The organism is Pseudoalteromonas sp. 10-33, from assembly GCF_001469195.1.
Taxonomy (GTDB): domain Bacteria; phylum Pseudomonadota; class Gammaproteobacteria; order Enterobacterales; family Alteromonadaceae; genus Pseudoalteromonas.
Genome location: NZ_LOFI01000012.1, coordinates 430420 through 448811, shown reverse-complemented (window position 1 = coordinate 448811; position 18392 = coordinate 430420). Strand labels below are relative to the sequence as shown.

Annotated in this window: 16 protein-coding genes and 1 pseudogene; 9 read left to right on the top strand and 8 right to left on the bottom strand. The window is 38.8% G+C overall.

The genetic code is table 11. The features are described from left to right. Positions 1 to 32 precede the first annotated feature (32 nt). From ATS76_RS09805 to ATS76_RS09795, 3 genes are read right to left on the bottom strand one after another with little or no spacing between them, the layout of a single operon-like run. On the bottom strand, positions 33 to 1664 hold the full coding sequence (locus tag ATS76_RS09805) for a diguanylate cyclase domain-containing protein (RefSeq protein ID WP_058551977.1): 1632 nt from the start codon (positions 1662 to 1664) through the stop codon (positions 33 to 35). Beyond that, complete coding sequence (locus tag ATS76_RS09800; protein ID WP_058551976.1) at positions 1657 to 2097, bottom strand: hypothetical protein; 441 nt, start codon at positions 2095 to 2097, stop codon at positions 1657 to 1659. Before ATS76_RS09800 ends, ATS76_RS09805 begins: the two co-directional genes overlap by 8 nt. Positions 2098 to 2099: 2 nt before the next feature. Next, positions 2100 to 3329: a porin gene (locus ATS76_RS09795; protein WP_201023501.1), complete on the bottom strand. Its 1230-nt coding sequence runs from the start codon at positions 3327 to 3329 to the stop codon at positions 2100 to 2102. A 335-nt stretch (positions 3330 to 3664) separates the two neighbouring features. On the opposite strand from ATS76_RS09795, the gene ATS76_RS09790 reads away from it, so the two are divergent. The 4 genes from ATS76_RS09790 to ATS76_RS09775 all read left to right on the top strand — a co-directional run bounded on the left by ATS76_RS09790 (position 3665) and on the right by ATS76_RS09775 (position 9392). Continuing rightward, complete coding sequence (locus tag ATS76_RS09790; protein WP_201023500.1) at positions 3665 to 4480, top strand: ABC transporter ATP-binding protein; 816 nt, start codon at positions 3665 to 3667, stop codon at positions 4478 to 4480. Next, positions 4480 to 5928 (top strand): ABC transporter permease, encoded by a 1449-nt coding sequence (locus ATS76_RS09785; protein WP_058551974.1) that lies wholly within the window; start codon positions 4480 to 4482, stop codon positions 5926 to 5928. The genes ATS76_RS09790 and ATS76_RS09785 overlap by 1 nt, the downstream gene beginning before the upstream one ends. Next, on the top strand, positions 5925 to 7196 hold the full coding sequence (locus ATS76_RS09780; RefSeq protein ID WP_058551973.1) for a DUF3526 domain-containing protein: 1272 nt from the start codon (positions 5925 to 5927) through the stop codon (positions 7194 to 7196). Before ATS76_RS09785 ends, ATS76_RS09780 begins: the two co-directional genes overlap by 4 nt. Positions 7197 to 7280: 84 nt before the next feature. Continuing rightward, entirely contained in the window at positions 7281 to 9392 is a 2112-nt protein-coding gene (locus tag ATS76_RS09775) for a TonB-dependent siderophore receptor (protein WP_058551972.1), read from the top strand. A 68-nt stretch (positions 9393 to 9460) separates the two neighbouring features. On the opposite strand, the gene ATS76_RS09770 is transcribed toward ATS76_RS09775, so the two are convergent. The 3 genes from ATS76_RS09770 to msrA form a co-directional block, all read right to left on the bottom strand. Beyond that, complete coding sequence (locus ATS76_RS09770) at positions 9461 to 10204, bottom strand: substrate-binding periplasmic protein (RefSeq protein WP_058551971.1); 744 nt, start codon at positions 10202 to 10204, stop codon at positions 9461 to 9463. 134 nt (positions 10205 to 10338) lie between these two features. After that, a complete protein-coding gene (locus ATS76_RS09765; protein WP_058551970.1) occupies positions 10339 to 11253 on the bottom strand; it encodes a 2OG-Fe(II) oxygenase family protein in 915 nt (304 codons plus the stop codon). Between the two features lie 177 nt (positions 11254 to 11430). Then, entirely contained in the window at positions 11431 to 12030 is a 600-nt protein-coding gene (msrA, locus tag ATS76_RS09760) for a peptide-methionine (S)-S-oxide reductase MsrA (RefSeq protein WP_058551969.1), read from the bottom strand. A 214-nt stretch (positions 12031 to 12244) separates the two neighbouring features. Between msrA and ATS76_RS09755 the strand changes: the two genes are divergently transcribed. Then, complete coding sequence (locus ATS76_RS09755) at positions 12245 to 12439, top strand: CPXCG motif-containing cysteine-rich protein (RefSeq protein ID WP_008133045.1); 195 nt, start codon at positions 12245 to 12247, stop codon at positions 12437 to 12439. 56 nt (positions 12440 to 12495) lie between these two features. Here ATS76_RS09755 and ATS76_RS09750 read toward each other — a convergent pair whose 3' ends face one another. Continuing rightward, positions 12496 to 12696, bottom strand: a complete 201-nt coding sequence (locus ATS76_RS09750; RefSeq protein ID WP_058551968.1) for a hypothetical protein — start codon at positions 12694 to 12696, stop codon at positions 12496 to 12498. A 91-nt stretch (positions 12697 to 12787) separates the two neighbouring features. Between ATS76_RS09750 and ATS76_RS09745 the strand changes: the two genes are divergently transcribed. Next, entirely contained in the window at positions 12788 to 13276 is a 489-nt protein-coding gene (locus ATS76_RS09745) for a GNAT family N-acetyltransferase (RefSeq protein WP_058551967.1), read from the top strand. Positions 13277 to 13301: 25 nt separating this feature from the next. Next, positions 13302 to 14183, top strand: a complete 882-nt coding sequence (locus tag ATS76_RS09740; RefSeq protein WP_058551966.1) for an alpha/beta hydrolase — start codon at positions 13302 to 13304, stop codon at positions 14181 to 14183. 214 nt (positions 14184 to 14397) lie between these two features. On the opposite strand, the pseudogene ATS76_RS09735 reads toward ATS76_RS09740, so the two are convergent. Further along, positions 14398 to 15606: pseudogene (locus ATS76_RS09735) on the bottom strand (porin). Between the two features lie 518 nt (positions 15607 to 16124). Between ATS76_RS09735 and ATS76_RS09730 the strand changes: the two are divergent. Together ATS76_RS09730 and purE are read left to right on the top strand one after the other, a co-directional pair. Then, positions 16125 to 17714, top strand: coding sequence for an ABC-F family ATPase (locus ATS76_RS09730; protein ID WP_082664339.1), 1590 nt, complete (start codon positions 16125 to 16127; stop codon positions 17712 to 17714). Between the two features lie 193 nt (positions 17715 to 17907). Then, on the top strand, positions 17908 to 18390 hold the full coding sequence (gene purE, locus ATS76_RS09725) for a 5-(carboxyamino)imidazole ribonucleotide mutase (protein ID WP_058404023.1): 483 nt from the start codon (positions 17908 to 17910) through the stop codon (positions 18388 to 18390). Positions 18391 to 18392: the final 2 nt, after the last annotated feature.

The following is an 18392-nucleotide window of genomic DNA, read 5'->3' as shown; positions in this document are numbered from 1 at the left end:
AAACTTAATTGTTCAATATACTTAAGAGCATCTTATTTTTTTAACTCGTCATAAAATGCAACATTTCCGCGGCCTGTTTCTTTTACGTGGTAGAGCATTTTGTCAGCGTTGAACATCAATTCAAGTAGTTCATTGCCATCGTTAGGGGCTACTGCAATACCTATGCTTGCACCGACTGCGCATTTTTTAGTTTGAGAAATACTAATGTCCTGCTGTAGCTCATCGAGCAGGGCTATGGCTTGGTTCTGTGTTGCGCTTTTATCGTAATTATTAATTTGCTGCGCAACAATGAATTCGTCACCGCCTAGGCGGATACATATGTCAGTATTGTTATTGAATCGTTTTTTAAAGCGGTTTGCTATCTCTATCAACACTTTATCACCGGCTTCGTGACCATAGGTGTCGTTAATGGGTTTAAATTTGTCTAAATCAATCATCATAAGCACAAGATGTTGACCATGTTTAGCGCATTCACGTAGTGCTTTTTTTAGGCGCTTTTCGCCTGCACGGCGATTAAATAGATCAGTGAGTGGATCGTGATCGGCTTCAAATTGGGTTTGAAACTCGCGCTCTGCGCGTTCGGTCACGTCATGTAAAATTACTTCTACTAATTGTTCTTGCTGGGGACTTCGGTTGGTTTGTCTTTGGTCTGTTAACCTTACAAATAAGCAGTGAAACCAAACCGTTTTGTATCCGACTTTACACTCAACATCTAATGTTGTTTGAGGTGGGTTTTTATCACAGCGAATATCAACTAATAGGCTTTGTAATTCTTCAACGTTATTTAATAATTCAGGGAAGTGTAAGGTTGATAACTTTTCTTCACCGGGAAGGGTAAAGTAATGTTTAAACGCTGGGTTAAAGGTAGTGATAGTATTTTTTTCATCCAGTAAACAAATGCCCGCACTGGCTTGTTCAAATATAAGTCTAAATTTTGCTTCCAGTTCTTGTGTTTTTTTTCGTAGGGTTTGTTCATTGCTAATAGTTAAATGCAGCTCGTGCATTAAAGCATTTATATTTTGTGTTAATCGACTTATTTCATCTTGTTTACCCTGTTTAAAGCTTAACATTTTAAGGGTTTCAGGTTCAGATGGGTTAATTTTAGCAAAGCTATCTGTCAGGTTTTGAATAGGTTTTGTAAGCCACCTTTGTACAACTAGAGACACAAAAAAAGCAATGACGATAGATTGTATTAGCATTAATATAAATTCTTTTTTAAGTGCGGCTTTTGCTTGTTGCTGTATAAATTTATCGTCGGGGTATATTGATAAAACGCCTATAAAAGTGTCATCTAAAAAAGGATGAACAAGCTTAACTGATACTGCTTCTTTTTGTTTATTAATAGTTCCATTTGCAATAAATAATTCCATTTCTCCTTTTATATTTGATTTACCCTCTATGCTTGCGCCTTGCACAATATCGTTACTGAGCAAGCCGTTAATTATTTCTTGGCTTAATTCCTGATCGTTTAGATAAGCAGCTATAGTCGCTGCTTTTTCAACGGTGTGGGCTAACTGCTGGACAAGTAGATAGTTGGTGCTTTTCTTTTCATTAAAACCTGAGTAATACGACAGTATTGACGACACTATAGATACAACAATAGCAACTAAGGCAATAGATAAAGCGACTCGTATGTAGAGTTTTTGGCTAATAATTTTAATCAAAGGTGTATACCACTTTTACTGTATCTGTAACTTGCGACAAGGGGATATAGCCAATTGCAAATGGTGATGCTGCAATTTTATTAAGTGCATCTTTAACGGATTCCGAAGATGTAGGAAGGTTAGCTCGCCCCGAAAATAATAACCTGGCCCAATACGCATTTATTTTTTGTTCGTCTTTATTGACCAATTTTAAGTAAAAATCGTTTTTAAGTGTTGATTTAGCTGGCAAATCAACCGGTTTCGAGGTTTCGCCATTAGGGAAAGTTAAATACCGGCCCATGTAAATATCAATAATTTCCCGTTTTGTTAAGGTGTCAATAGCATTACTTTTGTTTACCACTACAACAAACTCTGTAGATTTAGCATAAAAGCTCACAAAAAGCAGACACAAAGAAGTCATTACATTAACGCCTAGTTGACGAGCGCTCATCATAACTAAAATACCATACTAGCATTTAAGCTAAGTATATGTACTTTGTTGCTTTTATTTGCATCCGCAGGATCATTAAGGCTCCATAGCCCCGCGCCTTTAGGTTTTATGTCAAAACGATCTAACTGAGCTTTTAGCGATATACGCTTTGATAGGTGCCATTTTATACCTATGTTTATGGAGTGCTGGTGAACATAGGAAATTTTAGCAGCAGATTGAGCTTCAATAGCGAGTTGCTGTATGGGCACTGAAACTTGTTCGGGTGTACCTGGTATAAAAGTAGGGTTGTTTGCATTGATTACATCATGACGATTAGTCGCTGCTGAAAAACCAGTGTAAAATATTGCATTATTGACCCTGTAGCCTGCACTAATGTAGGTGCTAATTACAGATGGAGCAACTACCCAAGCGGACTCTGAAATACCCAGCTCAGATTGAATAAGCCAGTTATTATGATCGTAAGTAAGGCCAAAAGCGGCGTATTCTAAACTATTGCCTTTGCTATTAAATTCTTTAGATATATTTTGAGCTTGTGGCCATATATTTTGAGGCACAGAGTCGAGTGCCGCTAAAAACCCATCCAACGAAGTTAGCTTATACCTACCAAAGTCTGACCTTGATAACGAAAAACGCATAGTCCATGCATCTAAAGTATATGTTGCACTTAGGGTTGTTAAATTATCAAAGTAAATAAAAAAATCGTCATCATAGGGTTTCAGCTTTGCTGTTGAATCACCATAAGCAATCTTCAAACGTAAAAAACCATTGTTAATTGCTTTACTGTATTCAGCATCAATACCATCAAAATTACCGGCAATGTTTGCAAACGAGTAGTAAGAATGCGGCGGGCGTACCCACAAATAAGCATATCCCACGTATGGGTACTCAGAAAGTAAGTAAAGGTCACTGTTGAGCCTACCAGCACGAAACGCCCAATGGCGCGTTGGACGATAACGTATAAAGGCGAGCTCTAAAAAATTATCAAAGCTCTTATAAGCATGATCTTGCAAAACTATTTGGGCGACAGAGTCCAAACTCTTTGACAAAGATATATTGACTTGGCCTCCCAAGATTGAATCACGCGTTACTGAAAAACCAGTATCGTTTTTATTTGAATAACTAGATGCAAAGCCAATATCTGAATCGTCAGTGTAACTAAGCGTTAAAGAAGCAAATCCACTAAATTTAACGTCAATGTCATTGGCATAGGTTTTATTAGTTACAAATATTGTCAATAATACTATGACAATGATGCCTCGCAAACGCATGTTAGCCTGTGTTTTTTCAATTACATATAATAAAAAAGATAGCACATTATTTTAATTTCCCAACTGAACGCAACATAGCTGGCTTAATGGGCTGAATATAAATTAAATATCTACACCATTAAAATTGCTTATATTTTTTGCGCAACCTGATTATTTTTGTTCACCTTAAGTAGCTACACTATTTTACAAACTAAACATTTTGCATTATTGGTCAACAATTAAGATGTTATAGTATTGCATTTACTGTTTGATATAGTATAACATCCTTCGCATTCTAATTTACCCTTATACAGAGTTTGAATGTGACTACACCTACTGCAATTAATCAAACATCATCAATAGAATCTCAACGCCCTGAAAATACCCGTAATTCAGAATTAAATAATGCTCAAACAGCGAAAGTCGACGCCATTATTGAAGTGAATTCGTTAAGTTTTAGCATTAAAAATAACGCTATTTTAAAAAACTTAAATTTTACTGTGGGCTCAGGCGAAATTTACGCGTTACTTGGCGGTAACGGTGCAGGTAAATCAACCACGTTAAAAACGTTATTGGGTTTTAATAAACCAACGCAAGGCTCTGTAAAAGTAGTGGGTAAAGAGGTTACACAAGCACGTGATTTTGTTCGCGAAAAAACAGCTTACTTACCAGAGTCGGCAACGTTATACCCGCATTTAACCGCCCGCGAAAACGTAAAATATTTTTTATCACTTGCTGATATTAATAAAACAGATGAGCAAATTAATGCCGCATTTAACCGCGTAGCCTTGCAAGAAGGTGCGTGGGAGCGTCATATGCAAACTTACTCTAAAGGCATGAGACAAAAAACCGCTATTGCCTTAGCCATTTTACGTCAAGCCCCTATATTTTTACTTGATGAGCCTACATCGGGCCTTGACCCAGTTGCAATAGATGAGTTTAACCAGCTAGTGCGCGAGCTTGCATTAACGGGCGCGACTATTTTAATGGTGACTCATGATGTATACGGCGCGTGCCAAGTCGCTAACCGTATTGGTTTACTTAGAGCCGGTGAGCTGGTGGGCGAATTTGACGCGCCTGAAAATGGCCGCATTGATACCGAACAAGTACACGCAGCCTTTGCACAAAGAGGCGCGTAATGAGTATAAATAACTTTTCAAAAGTGGTTGTAGTTGCCAAAGATGAATGGCGCTATTGGCTACGCTCAAAACTAGCAATGACCGTTTTAGCCATTGGTTTATTGCTTACCCTTTCATCGGTAGTGGTGACTGCTATTACAATGCATGAACTTAGCCACGATCGCCATGAACTTCAATCAAATGCCGTGCAAAGCTTTGTTGATCAGCCCGATCGCCACCCGCATAGAATGGTGCACTACGGGCACTATGCATTTAGAACGCCTTCACCACTGAGCACACTCGACCCAGGCATAGATGCATACACTGGTAACTCAATATTTTTAGAAGGACATAGGCAAAATAGTGCAATGTTTGCCGATCAACGCCAAGGTACAGCGCTGACTAAATTAGGTAGCTTAACACCTGCTTTTATAGTGCAAACTTTAGCGCCGTTACTTCTTATATTAATTGGTTACAGCTCTATTAGCCGAGAGCGTGAATCGCAAACGCTTTCGTACTTATTAGCGCAAGGCACGTCGGGTATTACGCTTATTGCCGGTAAAGGCTTAGCACTGCTTTCGGTTGTGGGCTTAATTATTGCGCCACTGGCTGTATCGGCTTTGTTTACGGTATCTTCGGGTGAAAGTTTACTAGCAGTTGCAAGTTTTGTTGTAGGTTACGCTTTATATTTAACGGTGTGGGTATTACTGATTTTACTCGCATCGAGCGTGTTTAGTAAAAACAGTGGTAGCTTTACGGCGCTTGCGTTTGTATGGATTTTACTGTGTATTGTTATGCCGCGCGTAGCAAGTACTACAGCCTCAACGGCTGTGCCATCTGCTGGTAAAATAGAAACCGACTTTGCGGTTAAAGCCGAACTTAGAAAACTAGGCGATGGCCATAACACTAACGACCCAGCATTTAAGCAATTTAAACAGTCTCTCCTTGAAAAGTACAACGTAAATAGTATTGATGAGTTGCCGGTAAACTTTAGAGGTTTAGTAGCCAGTGAATCAGAGGCTAAGCAGGCCAAAGTACTAAACCAATTTGCTCAGCAGCGTATGCAAGCAGAACTTAAGCAAACGCAAGTATCGCGCTATTTTGGGTGGGTATCTCCAATGGTTGCTATTCGCTCGCTCTCTATGATTGTGGTGGGTACAAGTATAGAAACGCATCATCGTTTTTTACGCGAAACCGAACAGCTTCGTTTTGATTTTGTGCAAGGACTTAACAAAATTCATATTGAAGAGCTTGATTACAAAGACGACATGAACCGCAACGCTGATGCCGCAGCCACTAAAAAAGCACGCGTTAGCGCCGAAAACTGGCAAATACTACAAGATTTTAATTTTAATGTAGATAGTGCAGATGTTCGAGCACAAAGAAGTGTACCTGCGTTTTTACAGTTATTACTGTGGATTGTAGTACTAGTAGGCGGTATTAAATTTGTAGGAAAACGTTTGATATGAGTTATTTAATTACACAACTTATGCGTGAATGGGGCTTTTTACTGCGCCAAAAGTACGTAGTGGTATTACTGCTGTGTAGCCTTGTTTTATCGGGTTTTGCTATTTACAGCGGGCTAAATGAAGTAAGCGCACAACAGCAAACTATTGAGCGCTTAAAAGCAGCAGATCAAAGTGATCGCGCTAAAGTACAGCAAAAGCAAAACGATGCGGGCATGTTAGCGTATTACAGCTTTCATTTAACGTACTCGCAGCCATCTAACCTTGCATTTGCTGCATTAGGTGAGCGCGATATATTCCCGTGGAAACACCGCATTAATTTATTAGCACTTGAGGGGCAAATTTACGAAAGCGATGCACAAAATGCTGAGCTGGCTCAGGCCGGTAAAATAGATTTTGTGTTTGTAATTAGTGCGCTAGCTCCATTAGTTATTATATTGCTGTTTCATGATTTATTTGCAAATGAGCGCACCAGCGGTCGGCACGATTTATTAGTTACTACGGCTAAGTCTTTCTTTGCTTTATGGGGCGCTCGTATAACCGTGAGATTTGTAGCGGTAATAGTGTGTTTAATGCTGCCATTTTTTGTGGGTGCAGTTATAGCAGGTGCAAGCGGGTTTGAAGTGGCGTTTGTATCGCTGCTGTGTATTGTCTACCTTGCATTTTGGACTGCGCTTAGTGTGTGGTGGGGTAAAAATGCAACCAGCGCGCCACGTGTTGCCTCTAGCTTAATTGGTTTATGGGTGTTGTTTGCTTTTATTATTCCTATTTTAGGCGACCTTGCTATAAACAAATCTGTGCATTCGCCTAAAGGGGGCGACATTATGCTTACCCAACGTGAAGCAGTAAACGATGCGTGGGATTTACCTAAATCTGCAACTATGCAGCCTTTTGTTAAAGAGTTTCCTGAGTTTGCGCCTTATATAGATATGAGTAGTGAATTTGAGTGGAAATGGTATTACGCATTTCAACAAATAGGCGATTTAAAAGCAGCAGAGCTTTCAAAGGCCTACCGCGATGCAGCCGCTAAAAAATACAAGTTAGCTGGTTTTGTATCTTGGGTTTCGCCACCGCTGTTACTGCAGCGCATCTTAACGCGTGAAGCCAATACCGATTCAATTGCCGCTTACAAGTATGAGCAGCAAATTAGAGATTATCATCAGCAATTGCGCGAGTTTTATTACCCGTGGTTATTTTACAAAGGCGACCCAACTAAAGCAGCCCTTGAAAACATGCCACGCTTTGAAAGTACCACGCAAAGCAGCAACTAAAAATACCGCGCTAAACGCACCTGTTTAGCGCTATATAAATGACTATATAACTATAAAATACTTTCATCACTCACAAGGTTCACAATGAAAACCAATACAAAAGGGCTTAAGCTCACCTATTTAAGTACTTGCTTAGTAAGCTTATTTAGCAGCCATGTTATGGCCGCTGAGCAAAACCAGCAAAGTAAAAGCGTAAAGGATGACGCAATTGAAAAAGTAACAGTTGTTGCATCTCGCCAGGCTTATCAAGGTAACTTTAGCCCTTTAGAAACACCGCAATCAGAGCTTAAAATTGATTTAGAAGCCCTTGAAAACGCAGGTGCAGTAAGCCTTGACCAAGCGCTTGATTTATCAGCCTCTGTTGCGCGCCAAAACAACTTTGGTGGGTTGTGGAATAGTTTTGCATTACGTGGTTTTGTAGGTGATGAAAACCTACCAAGTAACTACTTAGTAAATGGCTTTAATGCTGGGCGTGGTTTTGGTGGCTCACGTGATTTGTCGGGTATTGAGTCGGTTGAGGTTTTAAAAGGCCCGCGCGCGGCTTTATTTGGCCGTGGTGAACCAGGTGGTACTGTAAACTTAGTTACTAAACGCCCAACGTTTGATACCGAAGGCGAAATTAAACTCTCTGTAGGTAGTTTTGATACTTACCGCGCCGATGTTGATTATACCACCGCGCTTAACGATGACGTAGCAATTAGACTGGTTGGTTTTTACGAAGACGCCGAAAGCTTTAGAGATACCATAGAAACCACTAAGCAAGGCTTTAGCCCGTCAATCGTGTGGAATATTAATAATAACAGCCAACTAATATACGAGCTTGAATATAGCGACCAAGAAGTACCGTTTGATAGAGGTGTATTAGCGATTGATGGCGAGCTTGGCCTTATACCTGAAAGCCGCTTTTTAGGTGAGCCGGGCGACGGCCCAATTGAAGCCGATGTACTTGGGCACCAGTTAGAGTACATTCATGACTTTGATGATAATTGGAGCATTTTATTTGGTGCAAACTACCGTGACACCTCTATGGAAGGCTTTGCAACCGAAACTGGTTTTGGTGGCGTAGTAGATGGCGAAGTAAATCGCTTTAGACGCTATCGCGACTTTGATGCTAAATACCAAGTATTTAGAACTGAGGTAAGTGGTAATTTAGAGTTTGGCGGGTTTGAGCACCGTTTAATTATGGGTGTTGATGCCGATAAATTTGAAAACGACCAAGTAATTTTACGTGTACGTGGTGATCAATACATTAATGTATTTAACCCTGTATACGGCGCGTATGAATTACCAACGCCAACATCAAATACTGACCGAGTAGAAATTCAAGAATCGTTAGGCATATTCATTCAAGATCAAATAAGCCTAACTGATAAGTTAGATATACGTATTGGTGCACGTTTTGATGATTACGAGCAGCGCTTAAATAACCGCTTAGCTAACACCAACACTAAACAAACTGAGTCACGCGTGAGCCCGCAGTTTGGTGTGGTTTATGAAGCAAGCGATTATGTATCTGTTTATGGGGCTTACGGTGAAAACTTCCGTCCGCTTTCGGGTGCCGATGCTAATGGCGATGGTTTTGAGCCAAACCAATCTACATCTGCTGAGCTGGGTGTTAAATTTACATTAAACGATGGCGCATTATTTGGTACTGTTGCTGTGTTTAAAGTAGAGCAAGACAACATGCTTGTTGTGGATGACCCAACAGCGTTTACTTACGCAGCCATTGGTGAAGCACAAAGTAAAGGGATAGAAATAGACCTAACGGGTGAGCTTACCGATACGCTTAAAATTTGGGCGTCGTATGCATACGTTGATGCAACAATCGAAAACTCATTTTTTGATGCTAACTTTGGTTACACAGTAGAAGCGGGCGCATCACTATTAAACGTGCCAGAGCAACAGCTTAGCTTACAGTTAGTGCAATCAACAGATCTATACGGTAAAGCCATTAAGTTTGGTGGTGGTTTATTACATGTGGGCAAGCGTAACGGCTTTTTTGGTACCGACTTTGAATTACCAAGCTACACAACAGCCCGTGCTTTTGTAAATTACGATGTAACAGACGCCATTGGTATTACTGCTGAGGTAAATAACCTGTTTGATGAAACGTATTACACAAACTCGTTTGCCGATGCATGGGTACAACCTGGTACACCAAGAAACGTTAAGTTTTCTGCATCCTATAAGTTTTAAACGTATCCATTAAAACGATATAAACAAATAGGCTGCTTATATAAGCAGCCTATTTGTTTTTAAATTAATTATTTTAAGTATCCATCAAAAATTTGCTTGTACTTGCCGGATTCTTTGAGTTTTTGCAGTTGTAAATTAAAGTCATTGCGTACTTTTTTAGACTTAAATAAATATCCATTAGGGCTTTTTCCAAATAAAGGGAACCTATCAATTTTTTTTGTTGTATCAATATCTTTTATATTTGCGCGAAAGTAGTCAAAGCTTTGTTTATCCATTTGTATAACATCTACCTTGTCTAAGTACAAAAATTTAACTTGAAGCGATTGGTCGTGTATTTCGTTATACAATGGATTAGCTTTAGCCATATTTGCATACTCATCTCCTAAGTGAATGGCAGCACTTGGCCATGACAATAGACTATAATTTTTCAAATCGGCTATTTCACTCAATTTAAAGTTGTTTTTACTTAAAGCAAAAGCAAGATTTTCGTATGTATAAGACGCATATGATAAATAACCTTTTAGGGTGTTTCCGTTTGCAGTATTTAAATTAATATCTGCTACTACATCGATATTTCCTTTTTTATACTCTTTTACACGCCGAGTGTAAGGATAATATCGAGACTCAATTGTGTAGCCTAAAGGTGTTAAAGCCGCTGTAATAATATCTACTGTTAGACCACTATTTGAATCAGGGAATACGAAAGGGGGAAGTTTTTCACCAAAACCTACTACGAGCGTTTGCTCAGTGATTGATGCATTAACGATGGGTGATAATAACAATGCGGCTATTAAAATGCTGTTTAACGTCATTTTTACTGAAATAAATTAACTATTAATGTTTAAAAGATAGTTATTAACGTGTAAAGCAACAAGTAAAAAGCCCATTAAACTAATTATTAATTAGCTTTAATGGGCTGATTGATATCAATTTTATACAGGGGTATTTAAAATGGTGCGTAGCCATCGGGTGTTGTTACTGGAGTAGTCCAGCGCTCTGTAGCATCTATTACTGGGTGTTGTGCGCCTTGAGCTGGTAAACGCCCGCGGTCGCCAAACAACCACAGTACAAAGTTGGTTCTATCGCCACTGGTTATGGGTTTAGCAGCATGTGCCACACTTCCTCTGTGGATCATCGCGATACCTGGTATAAAACTAAGTTGAGTTACTTTACCTGTAACTTGGTCGTAAAAATCAAGCTCAGAACCTGTAAACTCCTCACCCGGTAAATTTAAATTAATATTTAACGTTACCGCAGATGCATCAGTATGTGGGCGAATAGACGCATCTGTACTTGGATCGTAGTAAATAGAAAAACCAAATGTTTGCGTGTCGTAACCTGTAATTTCAGGAAATAATAAACGCGCTATAGGGCGCATATAGGTGTTTAACATTTCGTTATAAAATGTTTGAAAACTAGGGGCTGCTAAATAGCCCTCAGATCGTTTATCGAGCATAACGCCGCGGCGATTTAATACAATACCATACGGTGGGCGCATTGGGATGTTAGAGTCCCATACTTGATCAAGGTAGCCACGTAAAACGGTTAGGCGCTCAGGATCAAAAAATTGAAACTGAAACACATCAGGTGCCACTTCCTCTAAAAGCGCTTTTACCAAATGCTCTTTAGATGGATTTTCCCATGCTTGTTGTACTGCTTCGCGTAAATTTTTATCGAGTAACGAATCGTCTAGCGTAAAGGTAGACGCGTCAACTTCGCTTGCTTCCCATTCTTTCCACGCGTCTGAAATTAGGTCGTCGTTGCTTGCCCAAAACTGCTGTACCGAGTGATCACGGTTTAACGTTTCTTGGCGTGTTGGTAAATCTAGAGCACGGGCTAATTGTAATTGTTTGGTTTTCATACGATGTAACTCCAGTTATTTAATACAGGTTTAACAATCTAGGAGTTAAGTTTATTGTAGAGTTAATTATTAATAAACTGGACAATAAAATAAACAGTATTAATAAAAAATTAATAATAGCATCGTTTAATGCCTTTTTAAGCGTTAAAAAGGCTGCATTAAATGCAGCCTTTTATTTTAATGCGTAACTCTGTCGCCCCAAATATCTTCTAGGCGACTGTCTCGTCCGCATCGCCAGCGATAAGTGTTATAACGGATAGGGTTATTTTTGTAGTAATCTTGATGGTAACTTTCTTTTCCCTTGATAGGGTAGAACACCGTTGTATTCAAAATTGGCGTAACAACGGTTTGACTAGGAAACTCTTTAATAACACGTTGTTTGGATTTCTCTGCTAATTTACGTTCTTCATCATTAGCAACAAATATAGCACTGCGATAACTGGGGCCTTTGTCGCAAAATTGGCCTTTCGGATCAAAAGGGTCAATATTAACCCAATAATGATTGAGTACGTCTTGATAGCTTACCATGCTAGGTTTATAGGTAATTTCAACCGCTTCATAGTGTCCTTTATGATTACCGTTATATGTCGGGTTTTTAATTTTACCTCCCGTAAAGCCAGATATTACGTCGGTTACGCCTTCAAGTTTCTCAAAGTCTGATTCCATACACCAAAAGCAACCACCTGCGAGCACCGCTTTTTTTGTCTCTTCTGCGTAAGAGAGTGTGCTAAATAAAACGAGGGTAGACGCTAACGTTAATGACAGTGTTTTTTTCATAAAAATATCCACCTTTAGAATTAATTTAACTATACGTTTTATTAGACCTATCAAGTACAAAAGGTATTTCATATTTTTAGCTAACAAATTTGGTTTTGGTCAAAAGTGTCTAATTTATATTTTAATACTATGTATTCCACTAAAAACGCAGTTGAAAAGTTTAACCGTGTTGATTAAGGTTAATTCATTGATAATGTAATTTATCTGGTGTTAGATGAACCAATTAACTGAGGAATCAATTAGCTGCCCGTATTGCGGTGAAGTTATAGAAGTATTACTAGATGCTGCAGATATTGATGAGCAATACATAGAAGACTGCCAAGTATGCTGTAAGCCTATTTCGTTTGTTGTATTTGAAGACGACGGCGAGCTAAAGGTAAATGTATACAGTGAAGACGATACATTTTAAATTGGCGTAAATTATAAAAAAGGCTGCATAACTGCAGCCTTTTTATTGATGGGGCGTTAGCTATTTTGTTCTCGAGCTAGCTGGTTAGGGAGTAGCTCTTCTACTATTTCGCGAGCGGGAAGCGTGTAACGTGTGCCGTCAAACATGACTGAGGTAAACTCATTTATATTAGTAATGCCGGTTAGGGTCCAGCCTTCGCCGCGCTTAGGACAATACACAGTTGTGGTAGGTTGTATTACTTTAAATTCGTCACTCATACTTGTGTGCTCGTTATATAATGCTTGTTAATGCACTATGGTAAGTTAATAATGCAGGTTCATAAAGTGCTATTTGCCCTGTATTTAAATCATGTTTGAAAAAATAAATACGCCTCGTATATCGCTGCGTTTAATATCTCATAAAGATGTAACTAGCTTACATGCTATTTTAAACAACCCGTTGGTTAGTAAATTTAATGACTATTCAACCCCGCTATCTAAAAGTGATGTAAAGCAATTAATACAAGATGATATTAGCGGCTACTATGAAGGGGAAGTTATACGTTTAGCGATTACGCATAATACTCTAAACAAAGCGATTGGTAGTTGTGGCCTATATAAAATTAATGAACAAGTAAGCTGTGCTTTTTTAGGCTTTGAGCTGGCACCGGATTTTTGGGGTAAGGGTTACATGAAAGAGGCGCTTGTAGCGTTAATACCTGAATTAGTGATGATTTTTAAGTTAAAAACTATTTATGCCGAGGTAGATAGTCGCAATTTAGCCTCGTGTAATTTGCTAAATGGGCTAGGGTTTCAACTTATCGAAAGTAAAAGCAGCGTTTGGTTTTGTCATTTTTAATACATTTGAATACATAGAGAAAAATATGGCTATACACATAAATAAAAATTACTTAGTAAACTTAGTATTTGCTGTGATTGCATTGAGCTTAATTATTTTAGGCAGCCGTTATTATAACCATTATGTTTCGGCCTATACAGATGTAACAATCGATTCAAAAGTATTAAATGAAACGCGTAAAATTTTTATTAGATTACCGAGTAATTACGATGCTAATAAAACGTATTCGTTAATTATTAAAACAGATGGTAATTTTAACCTAGATAAATGGGATGAGTCTTTAACTATGCTTACTAAAAAGCAAGGTGGTCAGCAAGCAATATTAGTGGCTATTCCAAACTTATTTTTTGCATCTTCTCGTAATCGCGACCTAGTGCCGCCTTACGCACGCCAAGAGGTTAATACTGAAGCTAGATTAGATGATGGAACGCAGCCTAATGGTGAGGCTGATAAGTTTTTACAGTTTATTGAAGTAGAGCTTCTGCCTTATTTATCGAGTAAATTTAAGCTAAACAATAACCGTGTGCTAAGTGGGTTTTCTGCTGGTGGAAGTTTTGTGTTGTATGTATTTCATACAAAAACCGAATTATTCAATGGCTATTTTGCGTTTAGCCCTGCTGCTTGGTACGACGATATGACAGTAGTAAGTAAGGTTGATACGTTTTTAAAATCAAATAAGGAGGCGTTTAAGCAGCCAACCTATTTGTTTTTGTCTGTAGGTGGGGATGAGCACCCGTTAATGTTAGAGGCATATAATAATTTAGAGCAGACATTTAAAACCAACCATAATAACAACTTACTGTGGGAATCTATTATTAACCCCAATGCCGAACATAACGACAATCCACTATTGAGTGTTGCTGATGCGCTAGGCGGATATCAAAGGTTTTTATATAAAACACCTTAATATGTCGCTCAACTTAAAGTAGTAAGTAATTGACGAAATAGCTCTTGTGATTAAGGCTATTCCTTTTTAATATTATTAAAGAACACATCATACTAATTTGGTTAAATGTTAATCTTAACTAAGAGTTTAAGAGATATGGTTATTAGCAAAGAGTAGGTGGAGTCTCAGGTAAAACGCCCTAACTTAGTAGGGCACGAAAGAGCAAATTATAATTTTATAATTGGTATCTAAATCCAAATGCGATTCCGTCACCTTCCGACTGTTCCATTTGGGTTTGCTGATCTTTATTGTTGCTTTCAAAGTCACTAAAATCTTTACGGGTCTCTACATACGCAATCGTTTCTTCGTCAATTAAATAATGAAGGCCAATAACAGCAAATTGGCGTTTAAATACATCGTTCGGATCGGCATTAAAGTTAGGTTGAATTACGTAATCATCACCTGCATCAAATACGTTGTAGGCGATAAAAGGGCGAAAATCGTTATCAAAGCGGTACGATGCAAATGTTTCTACACCCATTGCGTCTTTAATTAAGCGACCAAGGTTATCGGTGTCGTGATTTTTGTTTTTATTAATATTAGCGGCAACATAAAGACCTTTTTGATCTACGCTGCCCCACATAATGCCTGCACCGTATATTAAATCTTCAACATTTTGTGTAGAGCCATCGCCGTAAGTTAAATCAAACTCACCTCGGTTTACACCGGCTGTAATCGTTAACATGTCTATAGGGGTGTAAGTAACCGAGGCACCAAAGGTGTAGTTAAACTCAACTTCCTGTGCAGCGCTTTCTCCAGTGTTCCACAATGTCTCGCATTCATATTCAGTTATATCGCTTACATCACAGGTGTAAAATTCGCTGTTTTTAAGCTGTGCTTGCAGTGTAAAACTTAAGTCGTTGTAGCTGTTACGATATTGAATAAGTTTATCGCCACGGCCGGTGCCGTTTACTGCGCCATCGTCTTTGTTGTAAGTATAAACACCGGCAGCATTACCATCCCATACAAAGCTGTTATTTGTGCCATAAACAACGTCCTACCATGCACCCCATTGCTTACCAATGGTAATTTGGCCGTATTTATCATGTGAGAGACCGGCATAACCTAAACGGTTATATAAAAATTCATCCTGAATTGATTCAAAGCGGTTGTTGTAAATAATATCGCTACTACCTACAGGGTTTACACCCCATTCAACCAGCCCTAAGGCTGTCCAGCCTTGCTTAAGTTTTCGATCAATTTTAAAATTTATACGCGATGTACCGTTCACGACTTCAGTTTGGTTTTGCGTATTTATTACTCTTACGTCTATAAAACCACCCACACTCATTGAATTGCGTTCGTCCGTGTATATGTTTACTTCAGAAAATACTGAAGGGCTAACCATTATTGCTACTAGCATTGATGTTAGTTTCAATTTCATTGTGTGTTTCCTTGTGTGCGATGTGTTCAATCACGTGTGCAGGGCACACTAGCAAACACCTTTGTTTGTCAAAAGTGAAAAACATCATCGAAATTTTTTACATAATAGGTAGACATTCACGTTGAGTTAATTGTGTTTTTAAGTTGTTATGAATGTGTATTTTTATAGTAAATACATAAGCAGTCTGAAAATTTACAACCTTAAAAATAATTAATTATTATGATGTTTTTTCACGTTAGCTATACATTAATTTTTAGTATAAAAGCTCTAATTTTGTTATTTTTCAGTGGAATAGCATCACCTTACTGAGTATTCAAAAATCTGCGTAATCAAGTTTTATTTGGCTTTAAATTCACTACAAATCATAAGTTAAACATCAAAATAAAATAAGAAATTCACACCCTTAATAATTAAGTTTCAGTGCTTGGTAAGTTCGATTTTTGATAGAAAAAATGCCCTTTTTGATATAAACTGTGCGCAAATTAAATACATCACAAACTCCTTTGGAGGGTAGCGCTATTATTAGTACAGCTAATATCACCATGCAATTTGGTGCTAAACCATTATTTGAAAATATCTCAGCAAAATTTGGCGATGGAAACCGCTACGGTTTAATCGGTGCAAATGGTTGTGGTAAGTCAACGTTTATGAAAATTTTAAGCGGTGAGCTTGAAGCATCTTCAGGTAATGTAAGCACAGATCCAAATGAGCGCGTTGCTAAACTAAACCAAGACCAGTTTGCTTACGAAGAATACTCTGTAATCGATACAGTGATCATGGGTCACAAAGAGTTATGGGATATTAAACAAGAGCGGGATCGTATTTATTCTTTACCAGAAATGAGTGAAGAAGATGGCATGAAAGTAGCCGACCTTGAAACAGAATTTGCTGAAATGGACGGTTACTCTGCTGAGTCTAAAGCCGGTGAGCTTTTATTAGGTGTTGGTATTGCTACTGAGCAGCATTACGGGCCCATGTCTGAAATTGCGCCTGGTTTTAAATTGCGAGTACTACTTGCTCAGGTTCTGTTTTCTGACCCTGATATTATGCTACTTGATGAGCCTACCAATAACTTGGATATTTACACGATCAAGTGGTTAGAAGATGTATTGAACCAGCGCGATTGTACTATGATCATCATCTCGCATGACCGCCACTTTTTAAACTCTGTGTGTACGCACATGGCTGATATAGATTACGGCGAGCTTCGTATTTACCCAGGCAACTACGACGAGTACATGTTTGCAGCAACGCAGGCACGCGAACGTTTATTAAGCGAAAATGCCAAAAAGAAAAGCCAAATTGCAGAGCTACAGCAATTTGTATCACGTTTCTCGGCTAATGCCTCTAAAGCTAAGCAAGCTACATCGCGTGCTAAGCGTATTGACAAAATTCAGCTAGATGAAGTAAAAGCCTCGTCTCGTCAAACACCATTTATTCGTTTTGACCAAGAAAAACAACTGTTTCGTAACGCACTAGAAATGACAAGCCTTAGCCAAGGTTTTGAAGACAATACGTTATTCACAGGCCTAGAAGGTTTAGTAGAAGTAGGTGAGCGCATTGCCATAATTGGTGAAAACGGCGTGGGTAAAACAACGCTACTTAATACGTTGGCAGGAAAGCTTGCGCCAAAAGCGGGTGAATTTAAGTGGTCTGAAAACGCTAACATTGGCTACTACGCACAAGATCATGCCGACGAATTTGAAAAAGACATGAACTTGTTTGAGTGGATGGAGCAATGGCAGCAAGAAGGCGACGATGAGCAAGTTGTTCGTAGCTTTTTAGGTCGAATGTTGTTTTCGCAAAACGACATTAAAAAGTCAGTAAAAGTAATATCTGGTGGTGAGCAAGGCCGTATGTTGTTTGGCAAAATCATGATGCATAAACCAAACATATTATTAATGGATGAGCCAACCAACCACATGGATATGGAATCGATTGAAGCGCTTAACTTAGCCCTTGAAGCTTACGAAGGCACGTTGTTGTTTGTATCGCATGACCGCCAATTTGTATCTTCTGTTGCTACCCGCATATGGGAAATTAAAGACGGTAAGATAATCGACTTTAGAGGTAATTACTCAGAGTACCTAGCAAGTAAAGAAGCCTAGTTACTTTGTAATTACAGAATTTAAAAAGCCATGTTTAACATGGCTTTTTTTATTTTTGTTTTATTTTTATTATTTATAAAAAATTAGCCGTTAATATCATTCGAACCTCGCAAATTAAACGTGTTTGGGTATAATACCCGCCTAAAACCGGACATAAGTCCGCTATTTTAAAATACATCACTGAGGAGTATTTATGACTGTTGGCATTATTATGGGTTCTAAATCAGATTGGCCAACCATGGAACACGCTGCGCTTATGCTAGAGCAGTTTGGTATTAAGTACGAAACCAAAGTTGTATCTGCACATCGCACTCCTCAATTACTTGCTGATTATGCAAGCTCAGCTGCAGAACGCGGCATCAAAGTTATTATTGCAGGCGCAGGTGGCGCTGCTCACCTACCGGGTATGGCGGCTGCTTTTACATCAGTTCCTGTTTTAGGCGTGCCGGTAAAGTCTAAAGCGCTTAATGGCGTTGACTCGCTACTTTCGATTTGTCAAATGCCTAAAGGCGTTGCAGTAGGGACTTTGGCCATTGGTGAGCCTGGCGCTGCAAACGCAGGTTTGTTAGCTGCGCAAATTTTAGGGTGCTATAACCCTGAGATTTTTGAAAAAATCGAAGCATTTCGTAAAAATCAAACCGACACAATATTAGCTAACCCAAATCCTGCTGAGTAACG

Excerpts from the sequence above, each read along its gene's own strand:
- ATS76_RS09800 (WP_058551976.1), bottom strand. The coding sequence starts at position 2,097 with ATGATGAGCGCTCGTCAACTAGGCGTTAATGTAATGACTTCTTTGTGT.
- ATS76_RS09785 (WP_058551974.1), top strand. The coding sequence starts at position 4,480 with ATGAGTATAAATAACTTTTCAAAAGTGGTTGTAGTTGCCAAAGATGAA.
- ATS76_RS09780 (WP_058551973.1), top strand. The coding sequence starts at position 5,925 with ATGAGTTATTTAATTACACAACTTATGCGTGAATGGGGCTTTTTACTG.
- ATS76_RS09775 (WP_058551972.1), top strand. The coding sequence starts at position 7,281 with ATGAAAACCAATACAAAAGGGCTTAAGCTCACCTATTTAAGTACTTGC.
- ATS76_RS09770 (WP_058551971.1), bottom strand. The coding sequence starts at position 10,204 with ATGACGTTAAACAGCATTTTAATAGCCGCATTGTTATTATCACCCATC.
- ATS76_RS09765 (WP_058551970.1), bottom strand. The coding sequence starts at position 11,253 with ATGAAAACCAAACAATTACAATTAGCCCGTGCTCTAGATTTACCAACA.
- msrA (WP_058551969.1), bottom strand. The coding sequence starts at position 12,030 with ATGAAAAAAACACTGTCATTAACGTTAGCGTCTACCCTCGTTTTATTT.
- ATS76_RS09755 (WP_008133045.1), top strand. The coding sequence starts at position 12,245 with ATGAACCAATTAACTGAGGAATCAATTAGCTGCCCGTATTGCGGTGAA.
- ATS76_RS09750 (WP_058551968.1), bottom strand. The coding sequence starts at position 12,696 with ATGAGTGACGAATTTAAAGTAATACAACCTACCACAACTGTGTATTGT.
- ATS76_RS09745 (WP_058551967.1), top strand. The coding sequence starts at position 12,788 with ATGTTTGAAAAAATAAATACGCCTCGTATATCGCTGCGTTTAATATCT.
- ATS76_RS09740 (WP_058551966.1), top strand. The coding sequence starts at position 13,302 with ATGGCTATACACATAAATAAAAATTACTTAGTAAACTTAGTATTTGCT.
- purE (WP_058404023.1), top strand. The coding sequence starts at position 17,908 with ATGACTGTTGGCATTATTATGGGTTCTAAATCAGATTGGCCAACCATG.